The following is a 14,507-nucleotide window of genomic DNA, read 5'->3' as shown; positions in this document are numbered from 1 at the left end:
CTTACATCCACCCATATTCCGCCATCGATAACGGGTCTCCATCCCCCACGATGATGTGATCCAGCACCCGTACATCCACCAACTCCAGCGTCTTTTGCAGCAACTTGGTCAATTTCCGATCAGCTGCGCTCGGTTCCAGACTTCCAGAGGGGTGGTTGTGGCACAGGATCAAGGCTGCTGCGTTGTACGACAGCGCACGCTTGACCACTTGCCGGGGGTAGACTATCGCCGCATCGATGGTGCCCTGGGACAACACCTCAAACCCGAGCACCCGGTGTTTCGAGTCGAGAAACAGGCAGCCGAAGGTTTCGTGGGACTCATGGCGCAACAATGCCTTGAGGTATTCGCGCACGGCCACCGGGCTTTCCAGTACGGAGTCTGTGCGCAGCCGTTCGGCCAGGTGACGCCGGGACATTTCCAATACCGCCTGCAACTGCGCGAACTTCGCCGGCCCCAGCCCCAGATGCTGGCTGAACAGTGCCTGGCTGGCCTCCAGAAGCTGACGAAGCCCACCAAATTGCACCAACAGATGGCGCGCCAGGTCGACCGCGCTTCTGCCGGAAACCCCAGTGCGCAGGAAAATTGCCAGCAACTCGGCATCGGACAGACTTGCCGCACCCCACTCCAGAAGTTTCTCCCGCGGACGTTCCGCCACGGGCCAATCACGAATACTCATACCGCCTCCCTCTCCATACGCCCCATGGCATGTGCGTCGCTGTTGCCTGGCGGACGCTGTGTTATCGTAGGCCCTCTTTTTTGCGTGCGATTTCACCTGGGGAGGGGGGATCGCAGGCGTCACTGAACTGGCAACACTGAACTGGAAAGGCAAACCAATGCAGCGTCTGTATCGGAAACGCATCGTTCTCGGCGTCGGAGGCGGCATTGCCGCCTATAAGAGCGCAGAGCTGGTTCGCAGGCTCCTGGACCAAGGCGCCGAAGTACGGGTGGTCATGACCCGCGGCGGCAGTGAGTTCATCACCCCGCTGACCATGCAGGCCCTGTCCGGCCACCCGGTTCACCTGGACTTGCTCGACCCGGCGGCAGAGGCCGCCATGGGCCATATCGAACTGGCCAAATGGGCCGACCTGGTACTGATCGCCCCGGCCACCGCCGACCTGATCGCCCGCCTGGCCCAAGGCATCGCCGATGACCTGCTGACCACGCTGGTATTGGCCACCGACGCCACCGTTGCCATTGCACCGGCCATGAACCAGGCCATGTGGCGCGACCCGGCCACCCAGGCCAACACCCAGCTCCTGCAAAGCCGTGGCCTCAAGGTATTCGGCCCGGCATCCGGCAGCCAGGCCTGCGGCGACGTCGGCATGGGCCGCATGCTCGAAGCCACGGACCTGGCACTGTGTGCCGCAGAGTGCTTCCAGCACCTGGCCCTGACCGGCAAGCACGTATTGATTACTGCCGGCCCCACTCAGGAAAACATCGACCCGGTGCGCTACATCACCAACCATAGCTCAGGAAAAATGGGCTTTGCCTTGGCAGAGGCCGCGGTTGAGGCAGGCGCACGCGTCACCCTGATCACCGGCCCGGTTCATTTGCCGACCCCTGATCGCGTCACGCGAATCGACGTAGTGAGCGCCCGCGACATGCTGGCGGCTTGCGAAGCAGCCATTCCGTGCGACCTGTTTATCGCCTCGGCAGCGGTAGCGGATTACCGCCCGGAAGTCGTAGCCCCGCAAAAGCTCAAGAAAGACCCTACAAACGGTGACGGCCTGCTCCTGCAAATGGTGCGCAACCCGGACATTCTTGCCAGCATCGCAACGCGCCCGGATCGCCCCTTCAGCGTCGGCTTTGCAGCCGAGACCGAGCATCTGCTGGACTATGCCGCACGTAAATTGAAAGACAAAAACCTCGACCTGATCGTTGCCAATGATGTCGCCAACCCGAGCATCGGCTTCAACAGCGAGGAAAATGCCTGCAGCGTGATCGACCGCGAACTGCACGCCACCCTTTTCGCCCAGACCAGCAAGGGCAAGATTGCCCGCCAACTGATCTCCTTTATCGCCCAACGGCTGAACCAGGTTTAATTTCCATGCACGCTTTGCAAGCCAAGATCCTCGACCCACGCATCGGCAACGAATTCCCACTGCCGGCCTACGCCACACCGGGCTCCGCCGGGCTGGACCTGCGCGCCATGCTCAAAGAGGACACGGTCCTCGAACCAGGCCAGACGATCCTGATCCCCACTGGGCTATCGATCTATGTGGGTGACCCAGGCCTGGCGGCATTGATCCTGCCGCGCTCCGGCCTGGGCCACAAACACGGGATTGTGCTGGGCAACCTCGTGGGCCTGATCGACTCCGATTATCAGGGCGAACTGATGGTGTCCTGCTGGAACCGTGGCCAGACAGCCTTCAACATTGCCGTCGGCGAACGCATCGCCCAGTTGGTATTGGTACCGGTGGTACAAGCGCACTTCGAACTGGTACAGGAGTTCGACGAAACCCAGCGCGGCGCAGGTGGTTTTGGGCATTCCGGCAGCCACTGACTAAGCTGAATCAGGCCGGATGCTGCTGTCCGGCCCGATACCACCGCACGGCTTTTCAGGATGAAGAATGCGCGGATTTAACCAGCGATATTTCCCTAAAGAAATCAATGGATTACGCGACTGCCATAGCGAAGCCAGCACGCCGATGGCATTTTTGCACCACGAACTCTCTGCCGAAAACGTCGTCTTACCCTTCAGTTTGAGCCTGCCGGTCAGCCACATTAAGGCCAGCTTTGCCCCCTTCAGATGGAGTCCCCCCGCGATGAGTACCGCAGCCCGAGTAGCCCCGACCTTCCCCGACAGCATCTTCCGCGCCTATGACATCCGTGGCGTGGTGCCCAAGACCCTGACCGCTGAAACCGCTTACTGGATTGGCCGTGCTATCGGCTCCCAAAGCCTGGCGCAGAATGAGCCCAACGTTTCGGTCGGCCGTGACGGTCGCCTGTCCGGCCCCGAGTTGGTGGAACAACTGATCCAGGGCCTGGCCGATAGCGGCTGCCATGTGAGCGACGTCGGCCTGGTGCCGACGCCGGCACTGTACTACGCAGCCAACGTCCTGGCAGGCAAGTCCGGGGTGATGCTCACCGGCAGCCATAACCCTTCGGACTACAACGGCTTCAAGATCGTCATCGCGGGCGACACCCTGGCCAATGAACAGATCCAGGCCCTGCACCACCGCCTGAAAACCAACGACCTGACCAGCGGCAAGGGCAGCATCACCAAAGTCGACATCCTGCAGCGCTACTCTGATGAAATCACCCGCGACGTCAAACTCGCACGCCGCCTGAAAGTGGTGGTGGACTGTGGCAACGGCGCGGCCGGCGTAATTGCGCCGCAACTGCTCGAAGCCCTGAACTGTGAAGTCATCCCGCTGTTCTGCGAAGTCGACGGCAACTTCCCCAACCACCACCCGGACCCAGGCAAGCCTGAAAACCTGGTGGACCTGATCGCCAAGGTCAAGGAAGTAGGCGCAGATGTGGGGCTGGCCTTCGACGGCGACGGCGACCGTGTGGGCGTGGTGACTGAAACCGGTGAGATCGTGTTCCCGGATCGCCTGCTGATGCTTTTCGCCCGTGATGTGGTGGCCCGCAATCCCAACGCCGAGATCATCTTCGACGTGAAATGCACCCGCCGCCTCACCCCGCTGATCAAGGAGTATGGCGGTCGCCCGCTAATGTGGAAGACCGGTCACTCGTTGATCAAAAAGAAAATGAAGGAAACCGGTGCGTTATTGGCCGGCGAAATGAGCGGCCACGTGTTCTTCAAGGAGCGTTGGTTCGGGTTTGACGACGGTATTTACAGCGCCGCCCGCCTGCTGGAGATCCTCAGCAAGGAAAACTCCTCCGCCGAAGAACTGTTTCAGACCTTCCCGAATGATATTTCTACTCCAGAGATCAATATCCATGTGACCGAGGAGAGCAAATTCAGCATCATTGATGCACTGCACGATGCACAATGGGGTGAAGGCGCCAACCTGACCATCATTGATGGTGTGCGAGTCGATTACGCCAAAGGCTGGGGCCTGGTTCGCGCATCCAACACCACACCGGTGCTGGTGCTGCGTTTCGAGGCGGATACCGAGGCTGAGTTGCAGCGCATCAAGGACGTGTTCCACGCCCAGTTGAAACGTGTTGCCCCTGATCTCCAATTACCGTTCTGATTTTTTACCGGAGCCCTGAATGACCCTCGAACGCGAAGCCGCCGCCAACACCGCCAAGGTCCTGTCCGAAGCGTTGCCTTATATCCGACGCTACGTCGGCAAGACGCTGGTGATCAAGTACGGCGGCAATGCCATGGAAAGCGATGAGCTCAAGACCGGCTTTGCCCGCGATATCGTTATGATGAAGGCGGTGGGCATCAACCCGGTGGTGGTTCACGGTGGCGGCCCGCAAATCGGCGACCTGCTCAAGCGCTTGTCGATCGAGAGTCATTTCATCGATGGTATGCGTGTGACTGACGCACAGACCATGGACGTGGTGGAGATGGTCCTCGGCGGCCAGGTGAACAAAGACATCGTCAACCTGATCAACCGCCATGGCGGCAGCGCCATCGGCCTGACCGGTAAGGACGCCGAACTGATCCGTGCGAAAAAACTGACGGTGACCCGTCAGACGCCGGAAATGACCCAGCCGGAAATCATCGATATCGGCCAGGTGGGCGAAGTGGTTGGCGTGAATACCGACCTGCTGAACCTGCTGGTCAAGGGTGATTTCATCCCGGTAATCGCACCAATCGGCGTAGGTGCCAACGGTGAGTCCTACAACATCAACGCCGACCTTGTGGCGGGCAAGGTGGCTGAAGCGCTGAAAGCTGAAAAGCTCATGCTGCTGACCAACATTGCCGGCCTGATGGACAAGCAAGGCAAGGTCCTCACCGGCCTGACCACCCAACAAGTGGACGACCTGATCGCCGACGGCACCATCTATGGCGGCATGCTGCCAAAGATCCGTTGCGCGCTGGAAGCGGTGCAAGGCGGCGTCGGCAGCTCGTTGATCATTGATGGGCGTGTACCGAACGCGGTACTGCTGGAAATCTTCACGGATACCGGCATGGGTACGTTGATCAGTAACCGCAAGCGTCCTTGATCAATAGGTACTAAAAAGCCCCACCTCCTGTAGGAGGTGGGGCTTTTTGTTGTGCGGCGCTTACTGGACGCCGAACTGCTCGCGGTACGCCTTCACCGCCGGCAGGTGCTGCTTGAGCTGCGGATCATCTTCCAGGAACTGCAACACCTGGTTCAGCGATACGATGCTCACTACGGGAATGCCGAAATCGCGCTCGACTTCCTGGATGGCCGACAATTCACCATTGCCACGCTCCTGACGGTTCAGCGCGATCAGTACGCCGGCAGCCTTGGCGCCTTCCTGGGACGCAATGATCTGCATCACTTCGCGGATCGCAGTACCGGCGGTGATCACGTCGTCGATGATCAGCACTTCGCCCTTGAGCGGTGCCCCGACCAGGCTACCGCCTTCGCCGTGGGCCTTGGCCTCTTTGCGGTTGAAGCACCATGGCAGGTCCTGGCCATGATGTTCAGCCAGGGCCACAGCAGTAGCCGCCGCCAGGGGGATACCCTTGTAGGCTGGACCGAACAGCACGTCGAACGAAATACCGCTTTCAACGATGGCCGCCGCGTAGAAACGACCCAGCTGGGCCAGGGCCGAACCCGAGTTGAACAAGCCCGCATTGAAGAAGTACGGGCTGGTGCGCCCGGACTTGAGAGTGAACTCACCGAAGCGCAAAACGCCGCGATCGATGGCAAAACGAATGAAATCGCGTTGATACGCCTGCATGAAAAAAGCCTCAGATACCACGGATTTAGCTAATTAGGTAGACGGCGTGTATCATACACGCACGCGATTTTTGGGGCCATTTATGCGGATCATCAGTGTGAACGTTAATGGTATTCAGGCTGCAGTCGAGCGTGGTTTGCTCAGTTGGCTGCAAGCACAGAATGCCGACGTCATCTGCCTGCAGGACACCCGCGCCTCCGCCTTTGAACTGGACGACCCAGCCTTCCAACTGGATGGCTACTTCCTTTATGCCTGCGATGCCGAAGTGCCCACCCAAGGTGGCGTGGCTTTGTACTCGCGGTTGCAACCCAAGGCGGTCATCAGCGGCCTCGGCTTCGAGACAGCCGACCGCTACGGGCGCTACCTGCAAGCCGATTTCGACAAGGTCAGCATCGCGACCTTGCTGCTCCCTTCGGGGCAGAACGGCGATGAAGACTTGAACCAGAAGTTCAAGCTAATGGACGATTTCGCCCGTTATCTGGATAAACAGCGGCGCAAACGTCGCGAGTACATTTATTGTGGCTCGCTGTACGTGGCGCAACAGAAGCTGGATATCAAGAACTGGCGCGACAGCCAGCAATCCCCGGGTTTCCTGGCGCCGGAACGGGCCTGGATGGACGAGATTGTCGGCAACATGGGTTATGTCGATGCCCTGCGCGAAGTCAGCCGCGAAGGTGACCAGTACAGCTGGTGGCCGGATAACGAACAGGCTGAGATGCTCAACCTGGGCTGGCGTTTCGACTACCAGTTGCTGACCCCTGGTCTGCGCCGGTTTGTACGCAGCGCACGCCTGCCACGCCAGCCACGCTTCTCGCAGCACGCGCCGCTGATCGTGGACTACGACTGGACACTGACCATCTGAGGTCTTTTTCCAGGCACAAAAAAACCGACATCGCTGTCGGTTTTTTTGTGCCTGCCGGTCAGCTGGGCGCGCGTTACTTGATCACACGCCAGGTCAAGGGATAGCGGTAGGCGATCCCCTTGTTGGCCTTGATACTGCCAATGATGGTCAGCACCACCGTGGCGATCGCCAGGGCGAACATCAGGAAAAAGCCAATCACCGCAAAGGCCAGCACGATGCAAGCGATCCAGGCAATGGCCACGGTGATCTGGAAATTCAAGGCTTCCTTGCCCTGGTCATCAATGAACGGGTCCACTTCCTTCTTCATCTGCCACAGGATCAGCGGCCCCACGACGCTGCCGAAGGGGAACACAAACCCCAGGAACGCCGCGAGATGGCACAACATCGCGCCCTGGCGCACTTCGTAGGAAGGCGTAGGTACAGGCATTTGGCTGTTGTCATTCATGGCGCTTCTCCTTGAGGCGGGTTCAGTCAGCCAGTGCGGCGGTCTGCAGTGCGAAGATTTCGGTCATGCCCTTCTGGGCCAAGGCCAGCATGGCATTCAGCTCAGCCGGCTGGAACGGTGCGCCTTCAGCGGTGCCCTGCACTTCGATGAAACCACCGGTGCTGGTCATCACCACGTTCAGGTCGGTCTCGGCAGCCGAGTCTTCCAGATAGTCCAGGTCCAGCACAGGCTCGCCCTGGTACATGCCCACCGAAACGGCGGCGATCATTTGCTTGAGCGGGTCACCGCCCTTCAGGCCGCCACGTTTCTTGATCACTTTCAACGCGTCGACCAGGGCCACCATGGCGCCGGTGATAGACGCCGTGCGGGTGCCGCCGTCAGCCTGGATCACGTCGCAGTCGACATACAGGGTCACGTCTCCCAGCTTGGACATATCCAGCGCGGCGCGCAGGGACCGACCAATCAGGCGCTGGATTTCCAGGGTACGGCCACCTTGCTTGCCACGGCTGGCTTCACGCTGGTTCCGCTCGCCGGTTGCACGCGGCAACATGCCGTATTCGGCGGTCAACCAGCCCTGACCCTGGCCTTTGAGGAAGCGTGGTACGCCATTTTCGACGCTGACCGTACAGATGACTTTGGTATCGCCAAACTCGACCAGTACAGATCCCTCGGCGTGTTTGGTGTAGTTGCGGGTGATGCGGATCGAGCGGAGCTGATCGGCAGCGCGACCACTTGGACGTTTCATAGGGAGACACCTGTACTGAGGACGAAAAACTGCCGAGCATTATAGAGCCGCGAGCCGATTCGGGGCACTGCTAAAAAATTCGGTTACGAATGCTCGGGTTTGGGCGTGCCCGCCCCACTACGCTACAATCCTGCGCCTTCCTAACCATCAGCCCGTATTTGCTGGGCTGCAACGCGAGGTACCTCCATGGTGCACAGCATGACCGCCTTCGCCCGCGTCGAAAAAGCCGGCGCCCAAGGCACCCTGAGCTGGGAACTGCGCTCGGTCAACAGCCGCTACCTGGAGCCGCACCTGCGCCTGCCGGAGTCTTTCCGTGACCTCGAAGGCGCCGTGCGTGAAGCACTGCGCCAAGGCATCTCGCGCGGCAAGCTGGAATGCACCCTGCGCTTTACCGAAGAAACCACCGGCAAGCCCTTGCAGATTGATCGCGACCGCGCCGCGCAACTGGTCGCTGCAGCAGAAACCATCGCCGGCCTGATCCAACAGCCCGCCGCGCTTAACCCACTGGAAGTGCTGGCCTGGCCCGGCGTACTGGTAGCCGACGCTACCGACCCGCAAGCGCTCAACGCCGAAGCCCTGGCCCTGTTCAATCAGGGCTTGAAGGAGCTCAAGGCCGGCCGCGAGCGCGAAGGCGCCGAACTGGCCCGCCTGATCAACGAACGCCTGACGTCAATCGAAGAAGACGTGGTCATCCTGCGCGAACTGGTGCCGCAAATGCTCGCCACCCAGCGCCAGAAGGTCCTCGATCGCTTTGCCGACATGAAGGCCGACCTGGACCCGACACGCCTGGAGCAGGAAATGGTCCTGCTGGCCCAGAAGAGCGACGTTGCGGAAGAACTCGACCGCCTCAGCACCCACATCCTCGAAGTGCGCCGCGTACTCAAGTCCGCCGGTGCCGCCGGTCGGCGCCTGGACTTCCTGATGCAGGAACTCAACCGCGAAGCCAATACACTGGGTTCCAAGGCGTTTGACCCACGCAGCACACAAGCGGCGGTCAACCTCAAAGTGTTGATCGAGCAGATGCGCGAACAAGTACAGAATATTGAGTAAGGCAACTTCCATGACCCACAGCACCGGCACCCTTTACATCATTTCCGCCCCTTCGGGCGCGGGCAAGAGCAGCTTGGTCAAGGCCCTGACCGACGCTGACGAGCACATCCGCATCTCGGTTTCCCACACCACCCGCGCCATGCGCCCGGGCGAGGTCAACGGCGAGCACTACCATTTCGTCGAGCGCACCGAGTTTGTCAAGATGATCGAGCACGGCGACTTCCTGGAGCGCGCCGAAGTCTTCGGCAACCTCTACGGCACCTCGCAGAGCCACTTGCAGCAGACCCTGGACGAAGGCCACGACCTGATCCTGGAAATCGACTGGCAGGGCGCCGAACAGGTACGCAAGCTGATGCCCCAGGCGCGCTCGATCTTTATCCTGCCGCCGTCCCTGGAAGCCTTGCACCAGCGTCTGACCAATCGCGGCCAGGACAGCGACGAGATCATCGAAGGTCGCATGCGCGAAGCCGTCAGTGAAATGAGCCACTACGTCGATTACGATTACCTGATCATCAATGACGACTTTGCCCACGCACTGGATGATCTGAAGGCCATTTTCCGCACCAATCAGCTGCAGCAAAAGCGCCAACAGCAGCGTTTCGGCAAATTGCTCGCCGAACTGCTTGGTTGATTGGCTCTTCCCAAAACCGCCGCAAGGGCTTTACATTGATGCCTGTAGCGGTTTTGCGAGGGCCTGCGGAAAATCAGCGCTTCCCTAAACGCTGGTGATTTTTTAAACTGTTTAGTCCGCTCGCCCAACCGGGCAGCGCGCATCTTGCATTCGCTCCGAGGAATACCATGGCCCGCGTAACCGTTGAAGACTGCCTAGAACACGTGGATAACCGCTTTGAGCTGGTCATGCTCTCTACCAAGCGTGCCCGTCAATTGGCCACCGGTGGCAAAGAGCCTCTGGTCCAGTGGGAAAACGACAAGCCTACCGTTGTAGCCCTGCGTGAAATCGCTGAAGGCCTGATGAGCTACGAGTTCATCGCCGAGCAGGAAATCGTTCAGGACGAACCGCTGTTTGCAGCGTTCGAGGACGAGTCCAACGAGGCCGTCTAAGCCTATGCCTGGTCGACGTAGCACGGCGCAGGGTCACAGCCAACGGCAGGAGTTCGCACTTTGCCGAGCGTAGACGCCCTCGCCGATCGCTTATCGGCCTACCTCGGCCCAGACCAGGTCAACCTGGTCCGCCGAGCGTATTTCTACGCCGAACAAGCCCACGACGGCCAACGCCGCCGCAGTGGCGAGGCGTATGTCACCCATCCTCTTGCGGTGGCAAATATTCTTGCCGACATGCACATGGACCATCAAAGCCTGATGGCCGCGATGCTGCATGACGTGATCGAAGACACCGGCATCGCCAAGGAAGCGCTGAGCGCGCAATTTGGCGAAACCGTGGCCGAACTGGTCGACGGGGTCAGCAAACTGACCCAGATGAACTTCGAGACCAAGGCCGAAGCCCAGGCGGAAAACTTCCAGAAGATGGCCATGGCCATGGCCCGCGATATCCGGGTGATCCTGGTCAAGCTGGCCGACCGGCTGCACAACATGCGCACACTGGAAGTGCTGTCCGGCGAAAAACGTCGGCGCATTGCCAAGGAAACCCTGGAAATCTATGCACCCATCGCCAACCGGCTGGGCATGCATGCCATTCGTATCGAATTCGAAGACCTCGGCTTCAAAGCGATGCACCCGATGCGCTCGGCGCGCATCTACCAGGCCGTCAAGCGCGCCCGTGGCAATCGCAAGGAAATCGTCAACAAGATCGAAGAGTCCCTGAGCCATTGCCTGGCGATCGACGAGATCGAAGGCGAAGTCAGCGGCCGGCAGAAACACATCTACGGCATCTATAAAAAGATGCGCGGCAAGCGTCGGGCCTTCAACGAGATCATGGACGTGTATGCGTTCCGGATCATCGTCGACAAGGTCGACACCTGCTACCGCGTACTCGGCGCCGTACATAATTTGTACAAGCCGCTGCCGGGTCGCTTCAAGGACTACATCGCCATTCCCAAGGCCAACGGCTATCAATCGCTGCATACCACACTGTTCGGTATGCACGGGGTGCCGATCGAGATCCAGATCCGCACTCGGGAAATGGAAGAAATGGCCAACAATGGCATCGCTGCCCACTGGCTCTACAAGTCCAGCGGCGACGAGCAACCCAAAGGCACCCATGCCCGCGCCCGCCAATGGGTAAAAGGCGTGCTGGAAATGCAGCAACGTGCCGGTAACTCCCTGGAATTCATCGAAAGCGTGAAGATCGACCTGTTCCCGGACGAGGTCTACGTATTTACGCCCAAAGGCCGCATCATGGAGCTGCCCAAAGGCTCCACGGCGGTCGACTTTGCCTACGCCGTGCATACCGACGTGGGTAACAGCTGCATTGCCTGCCGGATCAACCGTCGCCTCGCGCCGCTGTCCGAGCCCCTGCAAAGCGGTTCCACGGTCGAGATCGTCAGCGCCCCGGGCGCACGCCCGAACCCGGCGTGGCTCAATTTCGTCGTCACCGGCAAGGCACGCACGCACATCCGCCACGCCCTGAAACTGCAACGCCGTTCCGAGTCCATCAGCCTCGGCGAACGCCTGCTGAACAAGGTGCTCAACGGTTTCGACAGCGCCCTCGACAAGATCCCGCACGAGCGTGTGCAGGCGATACTCAACGAGTACCACCAGCAAAACATCGAAGACCTGCTGGAAGATATCGGCCTGGGAAACCGCATGGCCTACGTGGTCGCCCGTCGCTTGCTGGGCGAAGGCGAGCAGTTGCCAAGCCCCGAAGGCCCGCTGGCGATTCGCGGCACCGAGGGCCTGGTGCTCAGCTACGCCAAGTGCTGCACGCCGATCCCGGGCGACCCGATTGTCGGCCATCTGTCCGCCGGCAAAGGCATGGTGGTGCACCTGGACAACTGCCGCAACATCAGCGAAATCCGCCACAACCCGGAAAAATGCATCCAGCTCTCGTGGGCCAAGGATGTCACCGGCGAATTCAACGTCGAGTTGCGAGTGGAGTTGGAACACCAGCGCGGCTTGATTGCCCTGTTGGCCAGCAGCGTCAACGCGGCCGATGGCAATATCGAAAAAATCAGCATGGATGAACGCGACGGCCGCATCAGCGTGGTCCAGTTGGTGGTCAGCGTCCACGACCGCGTGCACCTGGCCCGCGTGATCAAGAAACTGCGCGCCCTGACCGGGGTGATCCGCATCACCCGCATGCGTGCTTAGCGCATCAAATAAGTCATCCTCTCTTACAAGGAGTCTCAAATGACCAAGACTGTTATCAACAGCGACAAGGCCCCGGCCGCCATCGGTACTTATTCCCAGGCGATCAAGGCAGGCAATACCGTCTACATGTCCGGCCAGATCCCGCTGGACCCAAAGACCATGGAACTGGTTGAAGGCTTCGAAGCACAGACCGTACAGGTCTTCGAAAACCTCAAGTCCGTCGCCGAAGCTGCTGGTGGTTCGTTCAAGGACATCGTCAAACTGAACATCTTCCTGACTGACCTGAGCCACTTCGCCAAGGTCAACGAGATCATGGGCAAGTACTTCGAACAACCCTACCCAGCCCGCGCCGCCATTGGCGTGGCCGCTCTGCCAAAGGGCGCGCAGGTTGAGATGGACGCGATTCTGGTCATCGAGTAAAAACACCCGGCGCAGCCTCCACAGGCCGCGCCGACTTTGTTTTAAAAGGATTTCGTAATGCGCAAAGCGCTTGTAGCCTCTTCGTTGCTCGCCCTGCTGCTGGGCGGCTGCGCCAGCAACCCTGCAGACCTGGATGTGAGTGGCACCTGGATCAACCAGGCCGCCATCGACGCAGCAGCCAAGGGCGGCCCTTTGCGTGAAGCACTGCAGAGCAATGGGCCGAACCTCGAATGGGAGGTCAATACCAAAGCGCTGCAGGCGCGCTACTACAACGGTTTTGAAGTCGCCGAAGGCAAGTTGATCGGCGAGAAACCAGGTGCCTGGAGCGTCGACTTCTACGGCAGCGCAGCCACCGAACTCAAGCGCAAAGGCAAACAACTGCTGCAAGTGGCCAACGACAACGAGCCTGAACAGTTGTTCGCCCGCGCCAAAGACCCGGCCCCGGAAGGCGCACCGCTGGGTGCCAACTTCGAGCGGGCACTGTATGCAGCTTATATGGGCGGCGACTGGAAGATCACCGACGGCAACGGTGACGGCTCCACGGTGCAGTTCCAGGCCAACGGCAAGGTCGCCGGCCTGCCTGGGGTCGATCACTACTCGCTGTGCCTGGCCGGCGACTGCGCCTCCATGAGCGGCGGCTACGACAGCATCTGGCTGCAACTGAACGGCAAGGGCAACCCATGGATCTTCGCCCGCAAGGGCAAGCAACTGGAAATATTCCAGGCGGTGAACACTGCTCAGGCGGACGAAGTACCTTCGTTTACGCCGGGGCCTCGTCAATGGCTATTGGAAAAGCAATGACGCACGCAGCTCTGTAGTGAGCGGGCTTGCCCCGCGCTGGGCGGCGCAGCCGCCCCAAACCCAGGCACCTCAGTCCTCCTGAAATACCGCGGCGTCTTTGTTGGGGCGGCTTTGCCACCCAGCGCGGGGCAAGCCCGCTCACTACAAGAATTAGTCGTTTTATTCAGCACTTACCTTCAAGAATCGCCGCATACCCTTCGCGGTAACTCGGATAGGCCGGGCGCCAACCCAGTGCTTTAGCTCGAGCATTACTGCATTGCTTGCTGCCGGCACGCCGCACACTGGCGTCTTCGGCCCATTCGGTCACGCCCAGGTACTCGCGTAGCCAAGCCACCACTTCAGCCAGCGGCGCAGGCGCATCGTCGACACCGATATAGATCTTGTCCAGCGAGCCACCCTGCTCCACATGGCGCAACAAAAACGCCAGCAGGCCTGCCGCATCATCCGCATGGATCCGGTTGCCATACAAAGGTGGCTCGATCGCCACGCGATAACCTTGGCGAACCTGGGTCAACAGCCACTCACGGCCCGGGCCGTAAATACCGGTCAAGCGCACGACGGTCGCGGGAATACCGCTGTTGAGGGCGACTTGCTCAGCCTCCAGCATCACTTGGCCGGAGTAACCTTTGGCCTGAGTGTCGGAGGTTTCATCGACCCACTCACCATTCTGCTGTCCATACACGCTGCTGCTGGACACAAACAACAGGTGCTTCGGCGCCTGGCCGTAGTCCTGCAGCCACTCCAGCACATGCTGCAAGCCTTGCACATAAGCGGCGCGGTAGCCGGCTTCATCGTGGTCCGTTGCGGCAGCGCAATACACCAGGTAATCCACCCCGCCGATCGGCCAGGTGTCAGGGCAGTCCTTGTTGAACAGGTCACCGGCAATGCCGATTACGCCGTCGGGCAGCCGCGAAATATCGCGACGCAGGCCGTGAACCTCCCATTCCGAGGCCAGCAATTGGCTAGCCAACCGACTACCCACATCACCGCAACCGGCAATCACAACAGAAGGCGCAGACATTTCCAAACTCCGTTCTTAAAGGCGCAGATTAGCCGCCGAAGATGACCAGCGGCCAGCAAAAGGACAAATAAAGTAACTGTATTACTTTAGTTAACAAGAATTACTTGCAATAATGTCCGCCCATTTGTCCTCGGCCCAA

16 protein-coding genes and 1 pseudogene are annotated in these 14,507 nt (G+C 60.0%); 11 read left to right on the top strand and 6 right to left on the bottom strand.

The features are described from left to right. Nucleotide 1 precedes the first annotated feature (1 nt). Nucleotides 2-676: a RadC family protein gene (radC, locus tag JBE38_RS11410; RefSeq protein ID WP_090367974.1), complete on the bottom strand. Its 675-nt coding sequence runs from the start codon at nucleotides 674-676 to the stop codon at nucleotides 2-4. 157 nt (nucleotides 677-833) lie between these two features. Here radC and coaBC point away from each other — a divergent pair, with 157 nt between their 5' ends. Together coaBC and dut are read left to right on the top strand one after the other, a co-directional pair. Next, entirely contained in the window at nucleotides 834-2,042 is a 1,209-nt protein-coding gene (gene coaBC, locus JBE38_RS11405; RefSeq protein WP_060753663.1) for a bifunctional phosphopantothenoylcysteine decarboxylase/phosphopantothenate--cysteine ligase CoaBC, read from the top strand. A gap of 5 nt (nucleotides 2,043-2,047) precedes the next feature. Beyond that, complete coding sequence (gene dut / locus JBE38_RS11400) at nucleotides 2,048-2,503, top strand: dUTP diphosphatase (protein WP_016975923.1); 456 nt, start codon at nucleotides 2,048-2,050, stop codon at nucleotides 2,501-2,503. On the opposite strand, the gene JBE38_RS11395 is transcribed toward dut, so the two are convergent. Beyond that, nucleotides 2,504-2,725, bottom strand: a complete 222-nt coding sequence (locus JBE38_RS11395; RefSeq protein WP_205344319.1) for a hypothetical protein — start codon at nucleotides 2,723-2,725, stop codon at nucleotides 2,504-2,506. A 34-nt stretch (nucleotides 2,726-2,759) separates the two neighbouring features. On the opposite strand from JBE38_RS11395, the pseudogene JBE38_RS11390 reads away from it, so the two are divergent. Together JBE38_RS11390 and argB are read left to right on the top strand one after the other, a co-directional pair. Continuing rightward, a pseudogene (locus JBE38_RS11390) lies at nucleotides 2,760-4,163 on the top strand (phosphomannomutase/phosphoglucomutase); the annotation flags it as partial. Between the two features lie 19 nt (nucleotides 4,164-4,182). Beyond that, nucleotides 4,183-5,088, top strand: coding sequence for an acetylglutamate kinase (argB, locus tag JBE38_RS11385; RefSeq protein ID WP_060753665.1), 906 nt, complete (start codon nucleotides 4,183-4,185; stop codon nucleotides 5,086-5,088). A gap of 60 nt (nucleotides 5,089-5,148) precedes the next feature. On the opposite strand, the gene pyrE is transcribed toward argB, so the two are convergent. Continuing rightward, the gene (pyrE, locus tag JBE38_RS11380) at nucleotides 5,149-5,796 is read right to left on the bottom strand and encodes an orotate phosphoribosyltransferase (protein ID WP_104995021.1); all 648 of its coding nucleotides are present in this window, start codon (nucleotides 5,794-5,796) and stop codon (nucleotides 5,149-5,151) included. Nucleotides 5,797-5,878: 82 nt separating this feature from the next. Between pyrE and JBE38_RS11375 the strand changes: the two genes are divergently transcribed. Further along, nucleotides 5,879-6,658 (top strand): exodeoxyribonuclease III, encoded by a 780-nt coding sequence (locus JBE38_RS11375; RefSeq protein ID WP_003195493.1) that lies wholly within the window; start codon nucleotides 5,879-5,881, stop codon nucleotides 6,656-6,658. A gap of 73 nt (nucleotides 6,659-6,731) precedes the next feature. Here JBE38_RS11375 and JBE38_RS11370 read toward each other — a convergent pair whose 3' ends face one another. Continuing rightward, nucleotides 6,732-7,103, bottom strand: a complete 372-nt coding sequence (locus tag JBE38_RS11370; RefSeq protein WP_060753667.1) for a DUF4870 domain-containing protein — start codon at nucleotides 7,101-7,103, stop codon at nucleotides 6,732-6,734. Nucleotides 7,104-7,125: 22 nt separating this feature from the next. Then, entirely contained in the window at nucleotides 7,126-7,848 is a 723-nt protein-coding gene (rph, locus tag JBE38_RS11365; protein WP_060753668.1) for a ribonuclease PH, read from the bottom strand. A 186-nt stretch (nucleotides 7,849-8,034) separates the two neighbouring features. Here rph and JBE38_RS11360 point away from each other — a divergent pair, with 186 nt between their 5' ends. The 6 genes from JBE38_RS11360 (at nucleotide 8,035) to JBE38_RS11335 (ending at nucleotide 13,347) form a co-directional block, all read left to right on the top strand. Beyond that, nucleotides 8,035-8,898, top strand: a complete 864-nt coding sequence (locus JBE38_RS11360; protein ID WP_060753669.1) for a YicC/YloC family endoribonuclease — start codon at nucleotides 8,035-8,037, stop codon at nucleotides 8,896-8,898. Nucleotides 8,899-8,908: 10 nt separating this feature from the next. Further along, on the top strand, nucleotides 8,909-9,529 hold the full coding sequence (gene gmk / locus JBE38_RS11355) for a guanylate kinase (protein WP_126871035.1): 621 nt from the start codon (nucleotides 8,909-8,911) through the stop codon (nucleotides 9,527-9,529). A 167-nt stretch (nucleotides 9,530-9,696) separates the two neighbouring features. Then, the gene (gene rpoZ / locus JBE38_RS11350) at nucleotides 9,697-9,960 is read left to right on the top strand and encodes a DNA-directed RNA polymerase subunit omega (protein WP_060753671.1); all 264 of its coding nucleotides are present in this window, start codon (nucleotides 9,697-9,699) and stop codon (nucleotides 9,958-9,960) included. 60 nt (nucleotides 9,961-10,020) lie between these two features. Further along, the gene (spoT, locus tag JBE38_RS11345; RefSeq protein ID WP_205344318.1) at nucleotides 10,021-12,126 is read left to right on the top strand and encodes a bifunctional GTP diphosphokinase/guanosine-3',5'-bis pyrophosphate 3'-pyrophosphohydrolase; all 2,106 of its coding nucleotides are present in this window, start codon (nucleotides 10,021-10,023) and stop codon (nucleotides 12,124-12,126) included. A gap of 39 nt (nucleotides 12,127-12,165) precedes the next feature. Next, nucleotides 12,166-12,546: a RidA family protein gene (locus tag JBE38_RS11340; protein ID WP_060753673.1), complete on the top strand. Its 381-nt coding sequence runs from the start codon at nucleotides 12,166-12,168 to the stop codon at nucleotides 12,544-12,546. A gap of 57 nt (nucleotides 12,547-12,603) precedes the next feature. Beyond that, on the top strand, nucleotides 12,604-13,347 hold the full coding sequence (locus JBE38_RS11335) for a hypothetical protein (protein WP_060753674.1): 744 nt from the start codon (nucleotides 12,604-12,606) through the stop codon (nucleotides 13,345-13,347). A gap of 163 nt (nucleotides 13,348-13,510) precedes the next feature. On the opposite strand, the gene JBE38_RS11330 is transcribed toward JBE38_RS11335, so the two are convergent. Then, the gene (locus tag JBE38_RS11330) at nucleotides 13,511-14,368 is read right to left on the bottom strand and encodes an SDR family oxidoreductase (RefSeq protein ID WP_161548603.1); all 858 of its coding nucleotides are present in this window, start codon (nucleotides 14,366-14,368) and stop codon (nucleotides 13,511-13,513) included. Nucleotides 14,369-14,507: the final 139 nt, after the last annotated feature.

Source organism: Pseudomonas sp. ICBG1301 (genome assembly GCF_016918385.1).
GTDB classification, from domain to species: Bacteria; Pseudomonadota; Gammaproteobacteria; order Pseudomonadales; family Pseudomonadaceae; genus Aquipseudomonas; species Aquipseudomonas palleroniana.
This window is presented reverse-complemented; position numbering and strand designations above follow the sequence as displayed.

Excerpts from the sequence above, each read along its gene's own strand:
- radC (WP_090367974.1), bottom strand. The coding sequence starts at position 676 with ATGAGTATTCGTGATTGGCCCGTGGCGGAACGTCCGCGGGAGAAACTT.
- coaBC (WP_060753663.1), top strand. The coding sequence starts at position 834 with ATGCAGCGTCTGTATCGGAAACGCATCGTTCTCGGCGTCGGAGGCGGC.
- dut (WP_016975923.1), top strand. The coding sequence starts at position 2,048 with ATGCACGCTTTGCAAGCCAAGATCCTCGACCCACGCATCGGCAACGAA.
- JBE38_RS11395 (WP_205344319.1), bottom strand. The coding sequence starts at position 2,725 with ATGTGGCTGACCGGCAGGCTCAAACTGAAGGGTAAGACGACGTTTTCG.
- argB (WP_060753665.1), top strand. The coding sequence starts at position 4,183 with ATGACCCTCGAACGCGAAGCCGCCGCCAACACCGCCAAGGTCCTGTCC.
- pyrE (WP_104995021.1), bottom strand. The coding sequence starts at position 5,796 with ATGCAGGCGTATCAACGCGATTTCATTCGTTTTGCCATCGATCGCGGC.
- JBE38_RS11375 (WP_003195493.1), top strand. The coding sequence starts at position 5,879 with ATGCGGATCATCAGTGTGAACGTTAATGGTATTCAGGCTGCAGTCGAG.
- JBE38_RS11370 (WP_060753667.1), bottom strand. The coding sequence starts at position 7,103 with ATGAATGACAACAGCCAAATGCCTGTACCTACGCCTTCCTACGAAGTG.
- rph (WP_060753668.1), bottom strand. The coding sequence starts at position 7,848 with ATGAAACGTCCAAGTGGTCGCGCTGCCGATCAGCTCCGCTCGATCCGC.
- JBE38_RS11360 (WP_060753669.1), top strand. The coding sequence starts at position 8,035 with ATGGTGCACAGCATGACCGCCTTCGCCCGCGTCGAAAAAGCCGGCGCC.
- gmk (WP_126871035.1), top strand. The coding sequence starts at position 8,909 with ATGACCCACAGCACCGGCACCCTTTACATCATTTCCGCCCCTTCGGGC.
- rpoZ (WP_060753671.1), top strand. The coding sequence starts at position 9,697 with ATGGCCCGCGTAACCGTTGAAGACTGCCTAGAACACGTGGATAACCGC.
- JBE38_RS11340 (WP_060753673.1), top strand. The coding sequence starts at position 12,166 with ATGACCAAGACTGTTATCAACAGCGACAAGGCCCCGGCCGCCATCGGT.
- JBE38_RS11335 (WP_060753674.1), top strand. The coding sequence starts at position 12,604 with ATGCGCAAAGCGCTTGTAGCCTCTTCGTTGCTCGCCCTGCTGCTGGGC.
- JBE38_RS11330 (WP_161548603.1), bottom strand. The coding sequence starts at position 14,368 with ATGTCTGCGCCTTCTGTTGTGATTGCCGGTTGCGGTGATGTGGGTAGT.